The organism is Microbacterium sp. NPDC097977, assembly GCF_040302605.1.
Classification (GTDB): Bacteria; Actinomycetota; Actinomycetes; order Actinomycetales; family Microbacteriaceae; genus Microbacterium.
In genome coordinates this window covers 38,370-52,544 of the sequence record NZ_JBEOUR010000016.1, presented here as the reverse complement: position 1 = coordinate 52,544, position 14,175 = coordinate 38,370, and the positions used below count along the sequence as shown (strand labels likewise).

14 protein-coding genes are annotated in these 14,175 nt (G+C 70.1%); 6 read left to right on the top strand and 8 right to left on the bottom strand.

Features of this window, described 5'->3' with window-relative positions:
- Positions 1-525, top strand: a 525-nt coding sequence (locus tag ABTZ43_RS06075; protein ID WP_350538181.1) for a PaaX family transcriptional regulator C-terminal domain-containing protein, incomplete at its 5' end; no start/stop codon positions are given.
- On the opposite strand, the gene ABTZ43_RS06070 is transcribed toward ABTZ43_RS06075, so the two are convergent.
- Positions 470-1,471 carry a LacI family DNA-binding transcriptional regulator gene (locus ABTZ43_RS06070; RefSeq protein WP_350538180.1) on the bottom strand — a complete coding sequence of 334 codons (1,002 nt, stop codon included), beginning with the start codon at positions 1,469-1,471 and terminating at the stop codon, positions 470-472. The two genes, ABTZ43_RS06075 and ABTZ43_RS06070, sit on opposite strands and share 56 nt — an antisense overlap.
- 167 nt (positions 1,472-1,638) lie before the next feature.
- Between ABTZ43_RS06070 and ABTZ43_RS06065 the strand changes: the two genes are divergently transcribed.
- The 5 genes from ABTZ43_RS06065 (at position 1,639) to ABTZ43_RS06045 (ending at position 7,679) form a co-directional block, all read left to right on the top strand.
- On the top strand, positions 1,639-2,934 hold the full coding sequence (locus tag ABTZ43_RS06065) for an ABC transporter substrate-binding protein (protein WP_056415761.1): 1,296 nt from the start codon (positions 1,639-1,641) through the stop codon (positions 2,932-2,934).
- Complete coding sequence (locus tag ABTZ43_RS06060) at positions 2,915-3,898, top strand: carbohydrate ABC transporter permease (RefSeq protein WP_350538179.1); 984 nt, start codon at positions 2,915-2,917, stop codon at positions 3,896-3,898. The genes ABTZ43_RS06065 and ABTZ43_RS06060 overlap by 20 nt, the downstream gene beginning before the upstream one ends.
- Positions 3,895-4,767 (top strand): carbohydrate ABC transporter permease, encoded by an 873-nt coding sequence (locus tag ABTZ43_RS06055; protein WP_056415754.1) that lies wholly within the window; start codon positions 3,895-3,897, stop codon positions 4,765-4,767. The genes ABTZ43_RS06060 and ABTZ43_RS06055 overlap by 4 nt, the downstream gene beginning before the upstream one ends.
- 52 nt (positions 4,768-4,819) lie before the next feature.
- The gene (locus ABTZ43_RS06050; protein WP_350538178.1) at positions 4,820-7,138 is read left to right on the top strand and encodes a beta-xylosidase/alpha-l-arabinosidase; all 2,319 of its coding nucleotides are present in this window, start codon (positions 4,820-4,822) and stop codon (positions 7,136-7,138) included.
- Between the two features lie 142 nt (positions 7,139-7,280).
- On the top strand, positions 7,281-7,679 hold the full coding sequence (locus ABTZ43_RS06045) for an ACT domain-containing protein (RefSeq protein WP_149422411.1): 399 nt from the start codon (positions 7,281-7,283) through the stop codon (positions 7,677-7,679).
- 236 nt (positions 7,680-7,915) lie between these two features.
- Here ABTZ43_RS06045 and ABTZ43_RS06040 read toward each other — a convergent pair whose 3' ends face one another.
- The 7 genes from ABTZ43_RS06040 to ABTZ43_RS06010 all read right to left on the bottom strand — a co-directional run bounded on the left by ABTZ43_RS06040 (position 7,916) and on the right by ABTZ43_RS06010 (position 14,170).
- On the bottom strand, positions 7,916-8,542 hold the full coding sequence (locus tag ABTZ43_RS06040) for a Type 1 glutamine amidotransferase-like domain-containing protein (protein ID WP_350538177.1): 627 nt from the start codon (positions 8,540-8,542) through the stop codon (positions 7,916-7,918).
- A 75-nt stretch (positions 8,543-8,617) separates the two neighbouring features.
- Positions 8,618-9,397, bottom strand: a complete 780-nt coding sequence (locus tag ABTZ43_RS06035; protein ID WP_350538176.1) for a triose-phosphate isomerase family protein — start codon at positions 9,395-9,397, stop codon at positions 8,618-8,620.
- A gap of 1 nt (position 9,398) precedes the next feature.
- Positions 9,399-9,860, bottom strand: coding sequence for a ribose-5-phosphate isomerase (locus ABTZ43_RS06030; RefSeq protein WP_350538175.1), 462 nt, complete (start codon positions 9,858-9,860; stop codon positions 9,399-9,401).
- Positions 9,857-11,578 (bottom strand): dihydroxyacetone kinase family protein, encoded by a 1,722-nt coding sequence (locus tag ABTZ43_RS06025; protein WP_350538174.1) that lies wholly within the window; start codon positions 11,576-11,578, stop codon positions 9,857-9,859. The genes ABTZ43_RS06030 and ABTZ43_RS06025 overlap by 4 nt, the downstream gene beginning before the upstream one ends.
- A complete protein-coding gene (locus ABTZ43_RS06020) occupies positions 11,575-12,618 on the bottom strand; it encodes a zinc-dependent alcohol dehydrogenase family protein (RefSeq protein ID WP_350538173.1) in 1,044 nt (347 codons plus the stop codon). The genes ABTZ43_RS06025 and ABTZ43_RS06020 overlap by 4 nt, the downstream gene beginning before the upstream one ends.
- 56 nt (positions 12,619-12,674) lie before the next feature.
- Complete coding sequence (locus ABTZ43_RS06015) at positions 12,675-13,808, bottom strand: serine hydrolase domain-containing protein (RefSeq protein WP_350538172.1); 1,134 nt, start codon at positions 13,806-13,808, stop codon at positions 12,675-12,677.
- Entirely contained in the window at positions 13,805-14,170 is a 366-nt protein-coding gene (locus ABTZ43_RS06010) for a hypothetical protein (protein ID WP_350538171.1), read from the bottom strand. Before ABTZ43_RS06010 ends, ABTZ43_RS06015 begins: the two co-directional genes overlap by 4 nt.
- Positions 14,171-14,175 lie beyond the last annotated feature (5 nt).

Genomic DNA, 14,175 nt, shown 5'->3' with positions numbered 1-14,175 from the left:
TCGTTCTCGATCCCCGAGAGCGCCCGCGGTGTGCGCCATCAGCTGCGCCGTCGACTGCACTGGATCGGCGCGGGGGTCGTGTCGCCAGCTCTCTGGATCTGCCCCGGTCACCTGCAGGACGAGGCCTGGCAGATCGTCACCGATCTCGACGCGCACCCCTGGGTCACGCTGTTCCAGGCGCACAGTCCGGTCATGGCGAGTACGCCGCACGAGGCCGCCGCGGCCTGGTGGGATCTCGATGCACTGCGTGCCGAGCACCTCACCTTCCAGTCGGCGCTCGCGGCACTCCCCGACGACCCCTTCGCGGGGTACGTGCGCCTGATCGACAGCTGGCGCGTGCTGCCCTATCTCGACCCCGGCCTGCCGCCGTCGATGTTGCCGGAAGACTGGCCAGGCGGCGCGAGCGTGGCGGACTTCACCCGTCTGTCCGCGGCGCTGGCGGATGCCGCGTGGCGGCGAGTGCGCGAGGTCACCGCGACGGCGGCGCCGTCGTCGCCCGCACCACGAGACGCGTCGGCAGGATGACGTTCATCTCGTCGATCGCCTGACCCGACAGCAGCGTGAACACCATCTCCGCCGCCACCGACCCCAGCCGGCGCATGGGCTGCTGGATCGTGGTGAGCGGGAGCGCTCGGCGGGTGGCCTCCGGCACGTCGTCGAACCCGATCACCGACAGATCCGAAGGCACGCGCAGCCCGAGCTCGTGGGCGACGTCGATCACCGCGATCGCCGACAGGTCGTTGGCGGCGAAGATCGCCGTCGGTCGATTCGTCGCGCTGAGCATCACCCGCGCGGACTCCCTGGTCGCGTCCAGCTCGTAGCGGCCGATGCCGATGAGCGACGGGTCGAGGACGATGCCGGCGTCGGCCAGCGCCCGCCGATACCCGGCATCTCGCAGTCCCGCCGAGCGCAGGTCGGGGCGGCCGGCGAGGAAGCCGATGCGGCGATGGCCGAGTCCGATCAGGTGGGTGGTCGCCGCGAGCGCGCCACCGAAGCTGTCGGATTCCACCGTCGGAAGATCGGCGCGCCCCGTGTGCGGGTCGATCGCGACCACCGGGATCTCGGTCCCCGCGCTGACCACGGTCGGGGTGACCAAGATCGCCGCGTCGATGAGCGTGCCGGAGAGCCGGCTCAACGAGCGTCGCTCCCAGCCGTCGCCCGCGCCGCGGTGCGAGCCGCTGTAGGCGAGCAGGTCGAAGGCCGTGTCGTGCACGGCGGTGCCGACGCCCTTGAGGATCTCGGCGCTGAACGGCTCGAAGTCGGCCAGCAGCACACCGATGACTCCGGTGCGTCGCGCCCGCATGCTGCTCGCGACGAGACTCGATTCGTATCCGAGATCCTTCACGGCGTCGAGGACCCGCTGCACGGTGGCATCGGCGATGCCGTATCGGCCGTTCACCGCTTTCGACACCGTCGACACCGACACCCCGGCCGCCCGAGCGACGTCGTGGATCGTGGTGCGAGCCCCCATGAGACGCCAGCGTAGCCCCGCGCGCTCCCGCATGGAAACTGTTTTCGAAAACGTTTGACGCCCTTCGAGCACGGCAGAAGACTGCATCCCACTGCGGTCTCACCCCCGAGCGTCCGCAGGCGCCCGCAGCGACGCGGTGCGCAACTCTCGATGAGGAGAACGATCACATGAACAGCAGAAGGCTCCCCCTCGCCTCCGCGGTCACCGTCCTGGCCGTGGGAGCGCTTGCCCTCTCGGGCTGCACGGCAGACGCATCCGGCACCGGTGACGGCGGCGACACCAGCATGACCCTCTGGCACAACTCGACCACCGGACCCGGCGTGGAGTTCTGGGAGAAGACGGTCGCCGACTTCGAGGCCGACAACCCGGGCGTCTCGATCGAGATCCAGTCCGTGCAGAACGAGGACCTCGACGGCAAGCTGCAGACCGCGCTGAACTCCGGCGACGCCCCCGACATCTTCCTGCAGCGCGGCGGAGGCAAGATGGCCGCGATGGTGAAGGCCGGGCAGCTCAAGGACCTCACCGACGAGATCACGGGTGCAGCCGCGGACGAGATCCCGGACGCCGCGTACTCCGCCAACAGCCTCGACGGCAAGATCTACGCCATGCCGGTCGCCGTGCTGCCCGGCGGGCTCTTCTACAGCCAGGATCTGTTCGACGAGGCGGGCATCACCGAGAACCCGACCACGCTCGACGAGCTGGAGAAGACGGCCGCCACGCTCAAGACCGCGGGCATCGACCCGATCGCGCTCGGGGCGAAGGATGCGTGGCCTGCGGCGCACTGGTACTACTGGCTGGCTCTGCGCGAGTGCAGCTCCGACACCCTCGCCGCAGCCGCCGACGAGATGGACTTCAGCGACGAGTGCTGGATCCGCGCCGGGGAGGACCTGGAGTCCTTCGCCGCCACGGAGCCGTTCAACTCCGGCTTCCTGACCACCCCCGCACAGCAGGGCGCCGGCAGTTCCGCCGGCCTCATCGCGAACCACCAGGCCGCGATGGAGCTCATGGGTGCGTGGAACCCCGGAGTCATCGCCTCGCTGACCCCTGACGAGGAGCCGCTCGCCGATCTCAGCTGGTTCCCGTTCCCCGAGATCGAGGGCGGCGAGGGCGAGCCCGGTTCGATGATGGGCGGTGTCGACGGCTTCTCCTGCTCGGTCGATGCGCCCGACGCCTGCGTCGACTTCCTCAATTACCTCGGCACCTCCGACGTGCAGACGGCGTACTACCAGGCGTTCAACGCGCCGCCGGTCAACACCGTCGCCCAGGAGGCCGTCACCGAGCCCTACCTCCAGTCGATCCTCGAGGCGTACAACTCCGCCCCCTACGCGACCCAGTGGCTCGACACCGTCTACGGACAGAACGTCGGCAACGCGCTGAACGTCGCCGTCGTCACCATGCTCGCCGGTCAGGGAACCCCCGAAGACATCGTCAAGGCCGTTCAGGATGCCGCGGCGAAGGCGTGAGGCAGGAGCCCGGCTGGAAGTGATCCTTCTGGCCGGGCCCGCCCTGGTCGTCTTCCTCGCGTTCGTGATCTTCCCCGTGCTGATGGCCGCGTTCTACGGCTTCTTCAGCTGGCAGGGATACGGGCCGCCGACCGACTTCGTCGGCCTGAAGAACTACCTCACGATCGTGCAGGACCCGCTGTTCCTCGACGCGCTCGCGCACAACGGGTTCATCCTCGTCCTGTCCCTGGTGCTGCAGGGACCCGCCGCCATCGCGCTGGCGCTGCTGCTGAACCGGCGGATGCGCGGTCAGTCGCTGATCCGCGTGCTGATCTTCGTCCCGTACGTGATCTCCGAGGTGGTGGTGGGCACCGGCTGGAGCCTGATGCTCCAGACGAACGGCGCGTTCAACGACCTGCTCGAGAAGATCGGCCTGGGATTCCTCGCCACGGACTGGCTCTCGAACCCCGACATCGCGATCTGGACCCTGATGGCGATCATCACCTGGAAGTACGTCGGATTCGCCGTCATCCTCTTCCTCGCAGGACTCCAGGGCATCCCCGAGGAGCTGCACGAGGCCGCAGCCATCGACGGCGCGTCCTACTGGCAGATCCAGTGGCAGATCACGCTGCCACTGCTCGCCCCGACACTGCGCATCTGGGCGTTCCTATCGATCATCGGCTCGCTGCAGCTGTTCGACCTCGTCTACATCATCTGGGGGCAGTACATCGCCTCGACCGCGGGCACCTCGACCATGGCGACGTACATGGTCTCGGAGGGACGCAACGCCGGCAACTTCGGCTACGGCAACGCGGTCGCCGTGGTGCTGTTCCTGATCTCGCTCGTCGTCGCCCTCGTCTACCAGCGCGCCGTGCTCCGCAAGGACACCGACGGCGCGCTCACCGGAGCGTCGGGTCGGCCCCGCACGCGCACGACCCCCGACGCGCAGGTCGCGCCGGAACTCGAGAAGGAGTCCGTCCGATGACCGCCACCTCGGTGCTCGTCACCCAGCGTCCCGGACGCCCGTCCAGGCCGCGGCTCCCCTGGGCGAACCCCACGGTGTACTTCGTCGCGCTGATCGCCGTGGGCCTGATGCTCGCGCCGATCGCGTACATCATCGTCGGCGGGTTCCGCACGAACGCGCAGATCACCACGGATCCCGCGGGCCTGCCCCAGCCATGGGCGATCGGGAACTACCTCGACGTGCTCACCGGCGGGATCTTCTGGCGCCAGGTGCTGAACTCGACGATCGTCGCGCTCGCGACGACCGTGGGCGTCGTCGCACTGGGGCTGATGGCGGCGTACGTGCTGGCCAGATACCGGTTCGCGGGCCGAGGCGTGCTCTACGCGTTCTTCGCCGCCGGACTGATGTTCCCGCTGACCGTGGCGATCACCCCGCTGTACATCGTGGTGCGCAGCCTCGGCCTGATGAACTCCCTCGGCGGGGTGATCCTGCCCCAGATCGCCTTCGCGCTGCCCACGACGATCATCATCCTGGTGCCGTTCCTGCGGGCGATCCCCGACGAGATCCAGGAGGCGGCGTTCATCGACGGCTGCAGTCGCATCGGCTTCTTCTGGCGGATGGTTCTGCCCCTGTCGCTGCCGGGGGTCATCACGACCGGCATCCTGGCCTTCATCGGCAGCTGGAACGGCTATCTGCTGCCGCTCTTCATCCTCAACGACGCCGCGACCTTCACCCTGCCGCTCGGGGTGCAGTCGTTCGCGTCGCAGTACTCCGTCGACACCGCGAAGGTGCTGGCCTTCACGTCGCTGTCGATGATCCCCGCACTGATCTTCTTCAGCCTGTTCGAGCGGCGCATCGTCGGAGGGCTCACCGGTGCCGTCAAGGGCTGATCCCGTCGAGCGCGCGATCGCGGACGACGAAGAGAACGAGAAAGAGACCACGATGTCGCAGTCCCCTGGCGAAGCACGCCACTCCCCCCGCGTCGATGCGCTGCTCGCCGAGATGACGCTCGACGAGAAGCAGGCGCAGCTGGTCGGCTTCTGGGTCGATCAGGGCGATGAGGTGGTCGCCCCGATGGCCGGCGAGAAGCAGAGCTCGACCCGGTACGACGAGGCGACCGCCCACGGGATCGGTCACCTGACGAGGGTCTACGGCACCCGCCCTGTCGACCCCGCCGAACGGGCGGCCTGGCTCTGGGCGGAGCAGCGTCGGCTGCAGACGGAGACCAGACTGGGCATCCCCGCCCTCGTGCACGAGGAGTGTCTGACCGGGCTCGCCGCGTGGAAGGCCGCGACCTTCCCCACGCCGCTGGCGTGGGGCGCATCCTTCGATCCCGAACTCGTCGAGGAGGTCGGCCGGGCGATCGGGTCGTCGATGCGCACGCTGGGGGTGCACCAGGGGCTCGCCCCGGTGCTCGACGTGATCCGCGATCCCCGATGGGGGCGGGTCGACGAGTGCATCGCCGAGGATCCGCTGCTCGTCGGACGGGTGGGGACCGCCTACGTCCGAGGGCTGCAGTCCGAGGGGGTGCACGCGACGCTCAAGCACTTCGTCGGCTATTCCGCGTCTCGCGCCGGACGCAACCACGCCCCGGTCAGCGCCGGTCGGCGGGAGATCGAGGACGTGCTCCTCCCCCCGTTCGAGATGGCCGTCCGCGAGGGCGGGGTGCGCAGCGTGATGAACTCCTACGTCGACATCGACGGTGTGCCGGTCACCGCCGACGCCCACTACCTCACCGAGATCCTCCGCGACCGGTGGGGGTTCGACGGCGTCGTGGTGTCGGACTACTTCGCCGTCGACTTCCTGCGCACCATGCACCGCGTCGCGGCCGACAAGGCGGAGGCGGCGCGACTCGCCCTCACCGCGGGCCTCGACGTGGAGCTCCCCTCTCCCGACGCCTATCTGACCCTCGCCGCGCAGGTGCGCGACGGCCGGCTCTCCGAAGCGCATCTGGACCGTGCGGTCGCACGCGTCCTGTCGCAGAAGGAGGAGCTGGGGCTGCTGGATGCCGACTTCACCTCGCCCCCCTCCGACATCGACCTCGACCCGGCGGAGCATCGCGAACTCGCCCGCCGCCTGGCCGAGGAGTCGGTCGTGCTGCTCAGCAATGACGGCGTGCTGCCGCTCGAGGGGAGCGCGCCCTCGAAGATCGCGGTGATCGGTCCCAACGCCGACAGCGCAGACGCGTTGATGGGGTGCTATTCGTTCGTGAACCACGTGCTCGCGCACCACCCCGGGACGCCCGCCGGCATCGCTCTGCCGACGGTCGTCGACGCCGTGCGCGACGAGTTCCCGCTCGCGGAGGTCACCACGACCCTCGGGTGCGACGTCGAGGGCGCCGACCGCTCCGGCATCCCCGACGCGGTGGCGGCCGCACGCGCAGCCGAGCTGGCGATCGTCGTGGTGGGCGATCGCGCCGGGCTGTTCGGGCGCGGCACGGTCGGCGAGGGCAACGACGTCGAGGATCTCGGGCTCCCCGGGATCCAGCGCGAGCTCGTCGAGAGCATCGTCGCGACCGGCACACCGGTGGTCCTGATCGCGATGACCGGTCGCCCGTACGAGCTCGACTGGGCGCTGCCCGAGCGCGCCGGCGCCACGGGCACGATGGTCGGACTCGGGGCCGTGAACGCCCCGGCGCCGGCGACCGTCCCGGCATCCGCTCCCGCCGCCGCGCCCCAGCGACCGGCGGCGGTCTTGCAGACGTTCTTCCCCGGAGAGGAGGGCGCTCCGGCGCTCGCGGGTCTGCTGAGCGGACGCGTGGTGCCGTCGGGTCGACTGCCGGTCTCGCTGCCCCGCTCGGCGGGGGCGCAGCCGTACTCGTACCTGCACGCGGTGCTGGGCGGTCGTACCGATGTGACCAGCGCCGACCCCACACCCGTGCGGCCCTTCGGGTTCGGCCTGAGCTACACGACCTTCACGCACGAGGGGCTCACAGCCCCCGCATCGGTCGCCGCCGGCGAGACACTCCACGCGGCAGTACGGGTGCGCAACACCGGCGCGGTGGCGGCCACGGACGTGGTGCAGCTGTACGCGCACGACGAGGTCGCGAGCGTGGCGCGTCCGGTCGCCCAGCTGCTGGACTTCCGCCGCGTCGCGCTGCTGCCGGGAACCGAGGCGGTCGTGCGCTTCGAGGTGCCGATCGACCGTCTCGCGTTCACCGGGCTCGACGGCGTGAAGCGCGTCGAGCCCGGCACGATCCGACTGTGGGTCGGCGGCGCCTGCGACGAGGAGGAGGCGGTGGCCCGCTTCGAGATCGTGTGACGCGCGACGAGATCGAGTCTCGGCGCGCCCACTCGTGCTCCGAGACCCTGAGCACTCCGGGGCAGTGCCGTATCGTAGGACCGCGCGAATGCAGTGGCTCCAGCTGAGAGCCTTCCGCGCGATGTAGTGAAGGGTCGCATTCATGCCCACTTCCCCCGTCACGCTGCAGCGCCTCCCGGGCGAATACGTCGTCGCACGCTTTCCTGTGTCGTCCGACGTCCGTTCCCTCCTGGTCGACGTGATCGGCGAAGGCCCCTTCGTCTCGATCACGCGCACCCCGCAGGAGATATCCATCGTGTGCCCCGCTGGCTCCGCACCGCCCGACGCCGAGATCGACGGGCCCTGGGCCGCGCTGTACGTCGGTGGCCCCATCCCCTTCGGATTGACGGGAGTGGTGACGTCATTGGTGTCTCCGCTGTCAGCGATCAGCTGCCCTGTGTTCGTCGTCTCCACCTACGACGGCGATGTACTGATGGTTCCCCGCGGAGACGCGGATCGTGCAGAGGACGCACTCACGAACGCCGGTCACCTGCTCATTTAGCCCTGCGGGACCTGTTTGACCAGGAGAACAGCGGCGACGCACTTCCGGTGGATCACGCCGCCAAGGGCGAAGATCAGGAACTACGACGACGGCGCCCAGAGTCGCCGATCGGCGAAACTTCCGATCAGGTCAGAACCCACCGCGACCGCCGCGACGGAGAGCCCCGCCCGCTTCGAGATCGTCCGACGCACGACGAGACGGATGTCGCGCCGCAGCGCTGCTCCCTAGTCGTCCCCTCAGTCCGCCGAGTCGATCACCGTCTCCCGATCGCCGTCGACGAGCAGCGCCTGATCGTCGCGCAGCGGCAGAAGCCGGTGACTCGATCCGTACCGTGCGATGGTCTCGTCGATCAGCGAGGACGGGTAGGGCTCGAGCAGTCCGTCGGCATGGGGGATCACCGTGCGGTCGATCAGCCCCAGGCCTGCGAACTCGGTGAGGGACGGCGCATCGGCGGGGTCGTCCATGAGCGAGGCGGGGGTGATGTCGGGCCCGGCGATGATCGACCCTGCGCTGCATCCGATGTACGGCATCCCGTCGCGCACCCGCTCGGCGAGGACGACGTCGCTCCCCGTGATCGTGAGCGCCTCGAGCAGAGCGAACGTGCTGCCGCCCGCGACATACACGGCGTCGATGGCGGCGAGCGTCGTCGCGAAGGCGGATGACGTGAGATCCCGCACCGTGATGTCGACGATCTCGTGCCCGAGAACCTCGACGGCGCGACGTTCGGCGGCGACGAAGGGCGCACCGGCGTACGCGACCTGGGCATCGCGGATGTAGCCGACGCGCAGGGGCACCCCGGGACGCGCGCCGTCGAGGAACGGACGCATCGCGCCGGGATTGCGGGAGAGAAGGAGGAGCTTCATCCCTCCAGCGTACGAACCGCCCCGACATCGTCCGCCCTCTGGCCGCGGGGTCGCCCTCCCGTGGCCGCGGCCACGTCACCGCGTTCGACCCGGCATTCCGATAGCGGCAGCGATGACGTCCCAGAGCACCTCTGGGTCGTGGGCGCGGCGCCCGAGGAAGAAGCCGTCGATTGCGCCGCTCAACTGCGGCACGAGCTCAGGCCCCGCCGATCCGCCATAGATGATCCTGGTGCCGGGCGGAAGTTCGCCCGTGCTTTCGATCCGGTGCACGACGCTCGCCACGTGATCGGGGCTGGCCGGTTCTGCGGCTCCGATGGCCCAGACCGGCTCGTAGGCGATGACGGGGGGCGATGCGGCGAAGGATGAACCGCCGCGGTCGGGCAACCGGGCGAGCATGGCAGTCCATTGGCCGATGCAGATCTCCGCCGCCGTCTCCGGACTCGTGCGCTCGTGCTCGCCGACGCAGACCAAAGGCTGGAGCCCGCTCCGGAGGGCTGCGGCGAGCTTGTCGCCGACTCGATGCAGGTCTTCGCCGTGGTGGATGAAGCGCTCGGCATGACCGATCTCCACGAACGCCCCGCCCACCTGACGGATGCTCGCGCCGGACACGTCGCCGGTGAACGCGCCGGAATCGGCCCAGGCGAGATCCTGGGCGCCCAGGCGCACCGCTGTGCCCTCGAAGGTCCGGGCGACGGCGTCGAGACTCGCCAGGCCCGGCAGGATGACGAGCTCCACCTCGCCTGATCCGATCACGGGGCCGATGGCGTCGTGCCGGCGGACGGCGCGGGCCCACTCGAGCGTGGTCAGGTGGTCGAAGTACATCTTCAGGCTGACGGCGATCAGCGGCGCAGGCATGTCACCGCTCCGCCTCGAAGCGGGATATCTCGTCGACCTTCGCTGCGGACGCAGAGGTGTCGTCGAAGCGGTACAGCAGCCACTCCTTCACCAGTCGCCGGGCGAGCTCGAGGCCGATCACCCGCTGCCCCAGGGTGAGCACCTGCGCGTTGTTGCTCAGGATCGCGCGTTCGACGGAGTAGCTGTCGTGTGCGGTCACGGCGCGGATGCCGGCCACCTTGTTCGCCGCGATGGCCACTCCGAGACCGGTCCCGCAGATCAGGAGGGCGCGATCGGCGCGCCCCTCGGCCACCTCGCGGGCCGCGGCGATCGCGACTCGCGGGTACGGGGCGTGGCCCGAGACATCCACGCCGACGTCCGTCACCGTGTCGACCCCCCCGTCGAGCTCAAGATCGCGCCGCAGGGCCTCCTTATACTCGAAGCCCGCGTCGTCGGATCCGACGACGATCCGCAGCCCGGTCATCGAGACGCCTCCAGCATGGGCTGGGCGGCGGCCACCACGAGGACGAATGAGACCGCTCCCGGGTCGGGGTGCCCCAGGCCGGCGGCGCCGTGCGAGCGCGCGCGCCCCTGTCTCGCGACGAGGTCCGCGGTACCCGACGCACCCTCCCGTGCCGCGGCCACGGCGGCCGCCCAGGAGGCGGAGAGAGGGCGGTCCGGATCGGCCGCGAGCTCGTCCGCGAACGGCTGCAGCGCATCGACCATGGTCTTGTCGCCCCGCCGGGCGCCCCCGGCGGTCTGCACGGCCTCGGCGGCGGCGGACCATCCGTCCGCCAGCTCCCGGGTGGAGGGGCAACCGTCCGGCAGATGCGTGGACAGTGCTCCGAGGACGAGCCCCCAAAGGGCCCCCGAGGTGCCCCCGGCGTGGTCGGCCCAGGCATCGGCGGCCAGATGGAGGGCGTTCCGTGTGGATCGCGCTCCGCGGGCCGCCGCCGCAGCCGCAGTGAGTCCGCGTCGCATGCCGATGCCGTGATCGCCATCGCCGGCGACGGCGTCGAGGCGTCCGAGGGCCTCCGCCTCGGCATCCACGGCCGATCGGGCCGCGTCGAGGAGCCGCCCGACCATACCGTCTCCCACTGTGCCCTCCACAGTCGTCGTGCGATCCGCCTGGCCCGGCGCTCGCGACGTGGCCGTCGGCGGCGCGTCATCCACCGCCTCCGTCGCGCCCGGCCGGGAGACCCAGGCATTCTCGGTGCGCGTGAAGGCCGGTGCGCCGGACGACGCGCACCAGAGCTCTTCGAGCTCGTCGTCGAGCCAGGTGAGCGTGAGGGAGGCTCCCGCCATCTCGAAACTGGTGACCAGCTCGCCGACCTCCGGTGCCACCAGCACCGCTCCGGCGTCGTCGAGCACCTGGGCCACGTCGCGGAAGAGCACGAAGAGTTCCTCGAGGCTCACCGACCCCAGTCCGTTCACGACCACGGCCAGGCGTGCGCCGTCGAGCGCTTTGCCCTCCTCCGCGAGAGCGGACACCATCATCCGGGCGATCCGTCCGGCCGAGACGAGGGCCGTCTCACTGAGGCCCGGTTCGCCGTGGATCCCCATGCCCACCGCCATGCGGCCGCTCGCGACCGAGAAGAGGGGCTCCGCCGCGCCCGGCAGGGTGCAGCCGGAGAAGGCGACCCCGACCGTGAAAGTGTTCGCGTTCGCGTGCTCGGCGACGGCCGCGACCGCCGCGAGGTCGTCGCCGCGTTCCGCGGCGGCACCTGCGACCTTGAACACCACCAGGTCGCCGGCGACGCCCCGTCGGCGGTGCCGTTCGGAAGCGTCGGCGCTGGAGACGTCGTCGGTCACCCGCACGGTCCGGCAGTTGATGCCCTCGCGACGGAGGCGCTGCTCGGCGAGCGAGAAATTGAGCACGTCTCCGGTGTAGTTTCCGTAGCAGAGCAGCACGCCGCCGCCGTATTCCGCGGCGCGGGCGACGTCGGTGATCTGGGTCGCCGACGGCGAGGCGAAGACCTCACCCATCGCTGCGCCGTCAGCCAGTCCCTCCCCGACGAGACCGGCGAAGGCCGGGTAGTGTCCCGATCCGCCTCCGATGATGAGCGAGACCTTGCCCGCCGCGCCCGGTCGGCTCCGAACGACGCCTCCCGGCACCGCCCTGACGGTGCGCCCGTGCGCTCGTACGAACCCGGTGATCATCTCGGCGCGGAAGTGCTCCGGCGCGTTGAGGACGTAGCTCATGCGACGGTCTGTGCCGGGGTGGCGAGCAGCGATCGCGACCGGTCGTCGCCGGGCCTGATCTGGAGTTTTCGGCCCGTTCCGTCGCGGAACATCTGGAGCGCCTCGGAGTAGTCGTCGAGCGAGAAGGAGTGGCTGATCATCGGCCCGGGGTCGATCGCCCCGGCCTCGAACATCTCCACGGCGCGCCCGAAGGTGTTGAGCACGGCCATGGTGCCGACGATGGTGATCTCGTCGCGGTAGACGCGGAACGGCGAGTACTGGGCGCGGGCCTCCGTGGGCGCCACGCCGAAGTGCTGAAAATGACCGCCGGGCTTGACCCGGCCCAGACCGTCTTCGATCGCGCGCACGTTTCCCGTGCAGTCGATCACCACGTCCCATCGGTCGCGGGAGGCGTCGTCGGCCGAGGCGAGGGCCTGTTCGATGCCGAGCTCACGGGCGGCCTCGAGCCGGGACGGGTTGGTGTCGACGATCGTCACGCTCGCCGCTCCCGCGCGGGGGGCAAGTTGGGCCATCAGCAGGCCCATCGTGCCCGAGCCGTAGACGAGGTAGTGCGAGCCCATCGTGCGCGGCAGCAGATCGTAGCCGCGCAGCGCGCAGGCCAGCGGCTCGATGAGGGCCGCCTGATACAGGTCGGTGCTGTCCTTCAGGCGGTAGACGTTGGCCACCGGAGCCCTGAGGAGCCGCGCACAGGCACCATCGCTGGCGACGACACCGAGGCCGTTCCAGTTGCGGCAGAGGTTCGTCCGGCCGGCGAGACAGAACTCGCATTCGCCGCAGGTGGTGCTGGGATTGACCACGACCGGGTCCCCGACGACCAGATCCGTCACCTCCGATCCGATCGCCGCCACCCGGCCGCTGGCTTCGTGACCGGGGATGAGGGGATAGACGGTGCCCTCGAACTCGCCGTCGTGCACGTGGGTGTCGGTGCCGCAGATGCCGACGGCGGCGACCTCCACGATCACGTCCTTCGGGCCGGGCGACGGCTCCTGGACCTCAGTGAGGGTGACCGATCCGGCTCGGTCGAACACGATTGCGCGCATGGGTTCCTGCTTCCTGGTTAGTCTTCCGGTAGGTGTGGTGTCGCGGCGACGGGTCGTCAGAGGCAGTGGCGCAGGATGCGCGACAGCTCGACGGCCCGGGGGTCCGCTCCACCGGGGGTGGTCATGGGGGCGGGGATGTAGGCGAATGCCAGTCGGTGCAGCGGGTCGGCGAAGGCGAGGGCCCCACCGGCTCCGTCATGGCCGAAGGCCCGGTAGCTGCCGAAGGGCATCCGCGGCTGTGGCTTCATGAACACCACGCCGAAGCTCATCTCGTCGTCGACGACCACGTCGTGTCCGCTGACGTGGAGGCGAGCCATCTGCTCGAGCGTCTCCTGGCTCACGAAAGTCGTCCCGAACTGCCCGAGTGCGGCGGCGTAGAGGCGGGCGAGTCCGCGGGCCGAGCCCGTTCCGCCCGAGGCCGCGGGTCCGGCCTCACGAATCTCCCGTGTGTTCGGGCCGAAGGCGGATAGGCCCTCGTCCACCGAGCCGAGCAGACGCCCGAAAGCGGCGTCCGCGAGCGTGTCCGTGAGAAGGGCGGGCCCGTCCGCGGGAGCGGGGTCGGCTCCGCGCGGGGGAAGGACCGGCCGGTATCTGCCCTCATATGCCGTCGGCAGTCCGAGATAGAAGTCGATGCCGTGCACCTGCCGCACGTCGGACTCGTAGATCGACCGCAGGTCTCGGCCGGTCGTGCGGCGGGCGAGCTCCTCCATCAGGATGCCGATGGTGAGTCCGTGATAGCCGAACATCGCCCCCGGGTGCCAGAGCGGTGCGGCAGCGGCGAGGCGTGCGGCTCCGCGTTCCGAATGGAGCACATCCTCCTGCGTGACGCCTCCTTCCGGTGCCGGTAGCCCGGCCCGGTGCGACAGCAGCTGCCGCACGGAGATCGAGCCCTTTCCCCGGGCCGCGAACTCCGGCCAGTACGAGGCGACCGTCGCGTCGAGCTCGAGCAGGCCGTCGTCGATGATGGTCGCGAGGGCCAGAGCGGCGACGCCTTTGGTGACGGAGAAGACACCCGTCACGTCATCAAGGCCGAGGTGGGGCCCGCCTGCGAGATCCACCACGCAGATGCCGTCGACGTAGGCGCAGAGCTGTGCGCTGAATTCCGGGTCGGCGTCGAGGAAGGCGTCGAAGGCATCGCGCACGGCGTCGAATCCCGGAGCCCACGTCCCCTGCCGAACGGTGGCGTTCATGCCGCATCCTCCGTGATCGCCGTGCGGTCGGCGCGGAGATCGTCCCAGCCGCTCGGCAGCATGGGCAGCCTGACGCTGCGTGGTGCGTAGGTGCGCGACATCAGCCGCCGCTCCCCCGCGACACCCGGCGCACTGGTGGTGAACACGTCTGACCGGCGTTCGCGTTCCAGGGCGCCGAGGATGCTCGGTGAGCCGTGGGTCCACGGCCCGATCACGCCGTAGGGGTACGCCCCGTCATCAGAATCGTTCTGGAACGGCACGAACCGGCCACTCGAGCCGAAGGTGCCCCGGCTGTTCTGAAGGTCGTCGGTGCGCGGGGGGAGCTTCGCTGCGGTGGCCACCAGCCTGGATCGGATCGTCATCTCGC

Bases quoted from the DNA above. Each gene is read 5' to 3' on its own strand.
- ABTZ43_RS06070 (WP_350538180.1), bottom strand. From the start codon at position 1,471: ATGGGGGCTCGCACCACGATCCACGACGTCGCTCGGGCGGCCGGGGTG.
- ABTZ43_RS06065 (WP_056415761.1), top strand. From the start codon at position 1,639: ATGAACAGCAGAAGGCTCCCCCTCGCCTCCGCGGTCACCGTCCTGGCC.
- ABTZ43_RS06060 (WP_350538179.1), top strand. From the start codon at position 2,915: ATGCCGCGGCGAAGGCGTGAGGCAGGAGCCCGGCTGGAAGTGATCCTT.
- ABTZ43_RS06055 (WP_056415754.1), top strand. From the start codon at position 3,895: ATGACCGCCACCTCGGTGCTCGTCACCCAGCGTCCCGGACGCCCGTCC.
- ABTZ43_RS06050 (WP_350538178.1), top strand. From the start codon at position 4,820: ATGTCGCAGTCCCCTGGCGAAGCACGCCACTCCCCCCGCGTCGATGCG.
- ABTZ43_RS06045 (WP_149422411.1), top strand. From the start codon at position 7,281: ATGCCCACTTCCCCCGTCACGCTGCAGCGCCTCCCGGGCGAATACGTC.
- ABTZ43_RS06040 (WP_350538177.1), bottom strand. From the start codon at position 8,542: ATGAAGCTCCTCCTTCTCTCCCGCAATCCCGGCGCGATGCGTCCGTTC.
- ABTZ43_RS06035 (WP_350538176.1), bottom strand. From the start codon at position 9,397: ATGCCTGCGCCGCTGATCGCCGTCAGCCTGAAGATGTACTTCGACCAC.
- ABTZ43_RS06030 (WP_350538175.1), bottom strand. From the start codon at position 9,860: ATGACCGGGCTGCGGATCGTCGTCGGATCCGACGACGCGGGCTTCGAG.
- ABTZ43_RS06025 (WP_350538174.1), bottom strand. From the start codon at position 11,578: ATGAGCTACGTCCTCAACGCGCCGGAGCACTTCCGCGCCGAGATGATC.
- ABTZ43_RS06020 (WP_350538173.1), bottom strand. From the start codon at position 12,618: ATGCGCGCAATCGTGTTCGACCGAGCCGGATCGGTCACCCTCACTGAG.
- ABTZ43_RS06015 (WP_350538172.1), bottom strand. From the start codon at position 13,808: ATGAACGCCACCGTTCGGCAGGGGACGTGGGCTCCGGGATTCGACGCC.
- ABTZ43_RS06010 (WP_350538171.1), bottom strand. From the start codon at position 14,170: ATGACGATCCGATCCAGGCTGGTGGCCACCGCAGCGAAGCTCCCCCCG.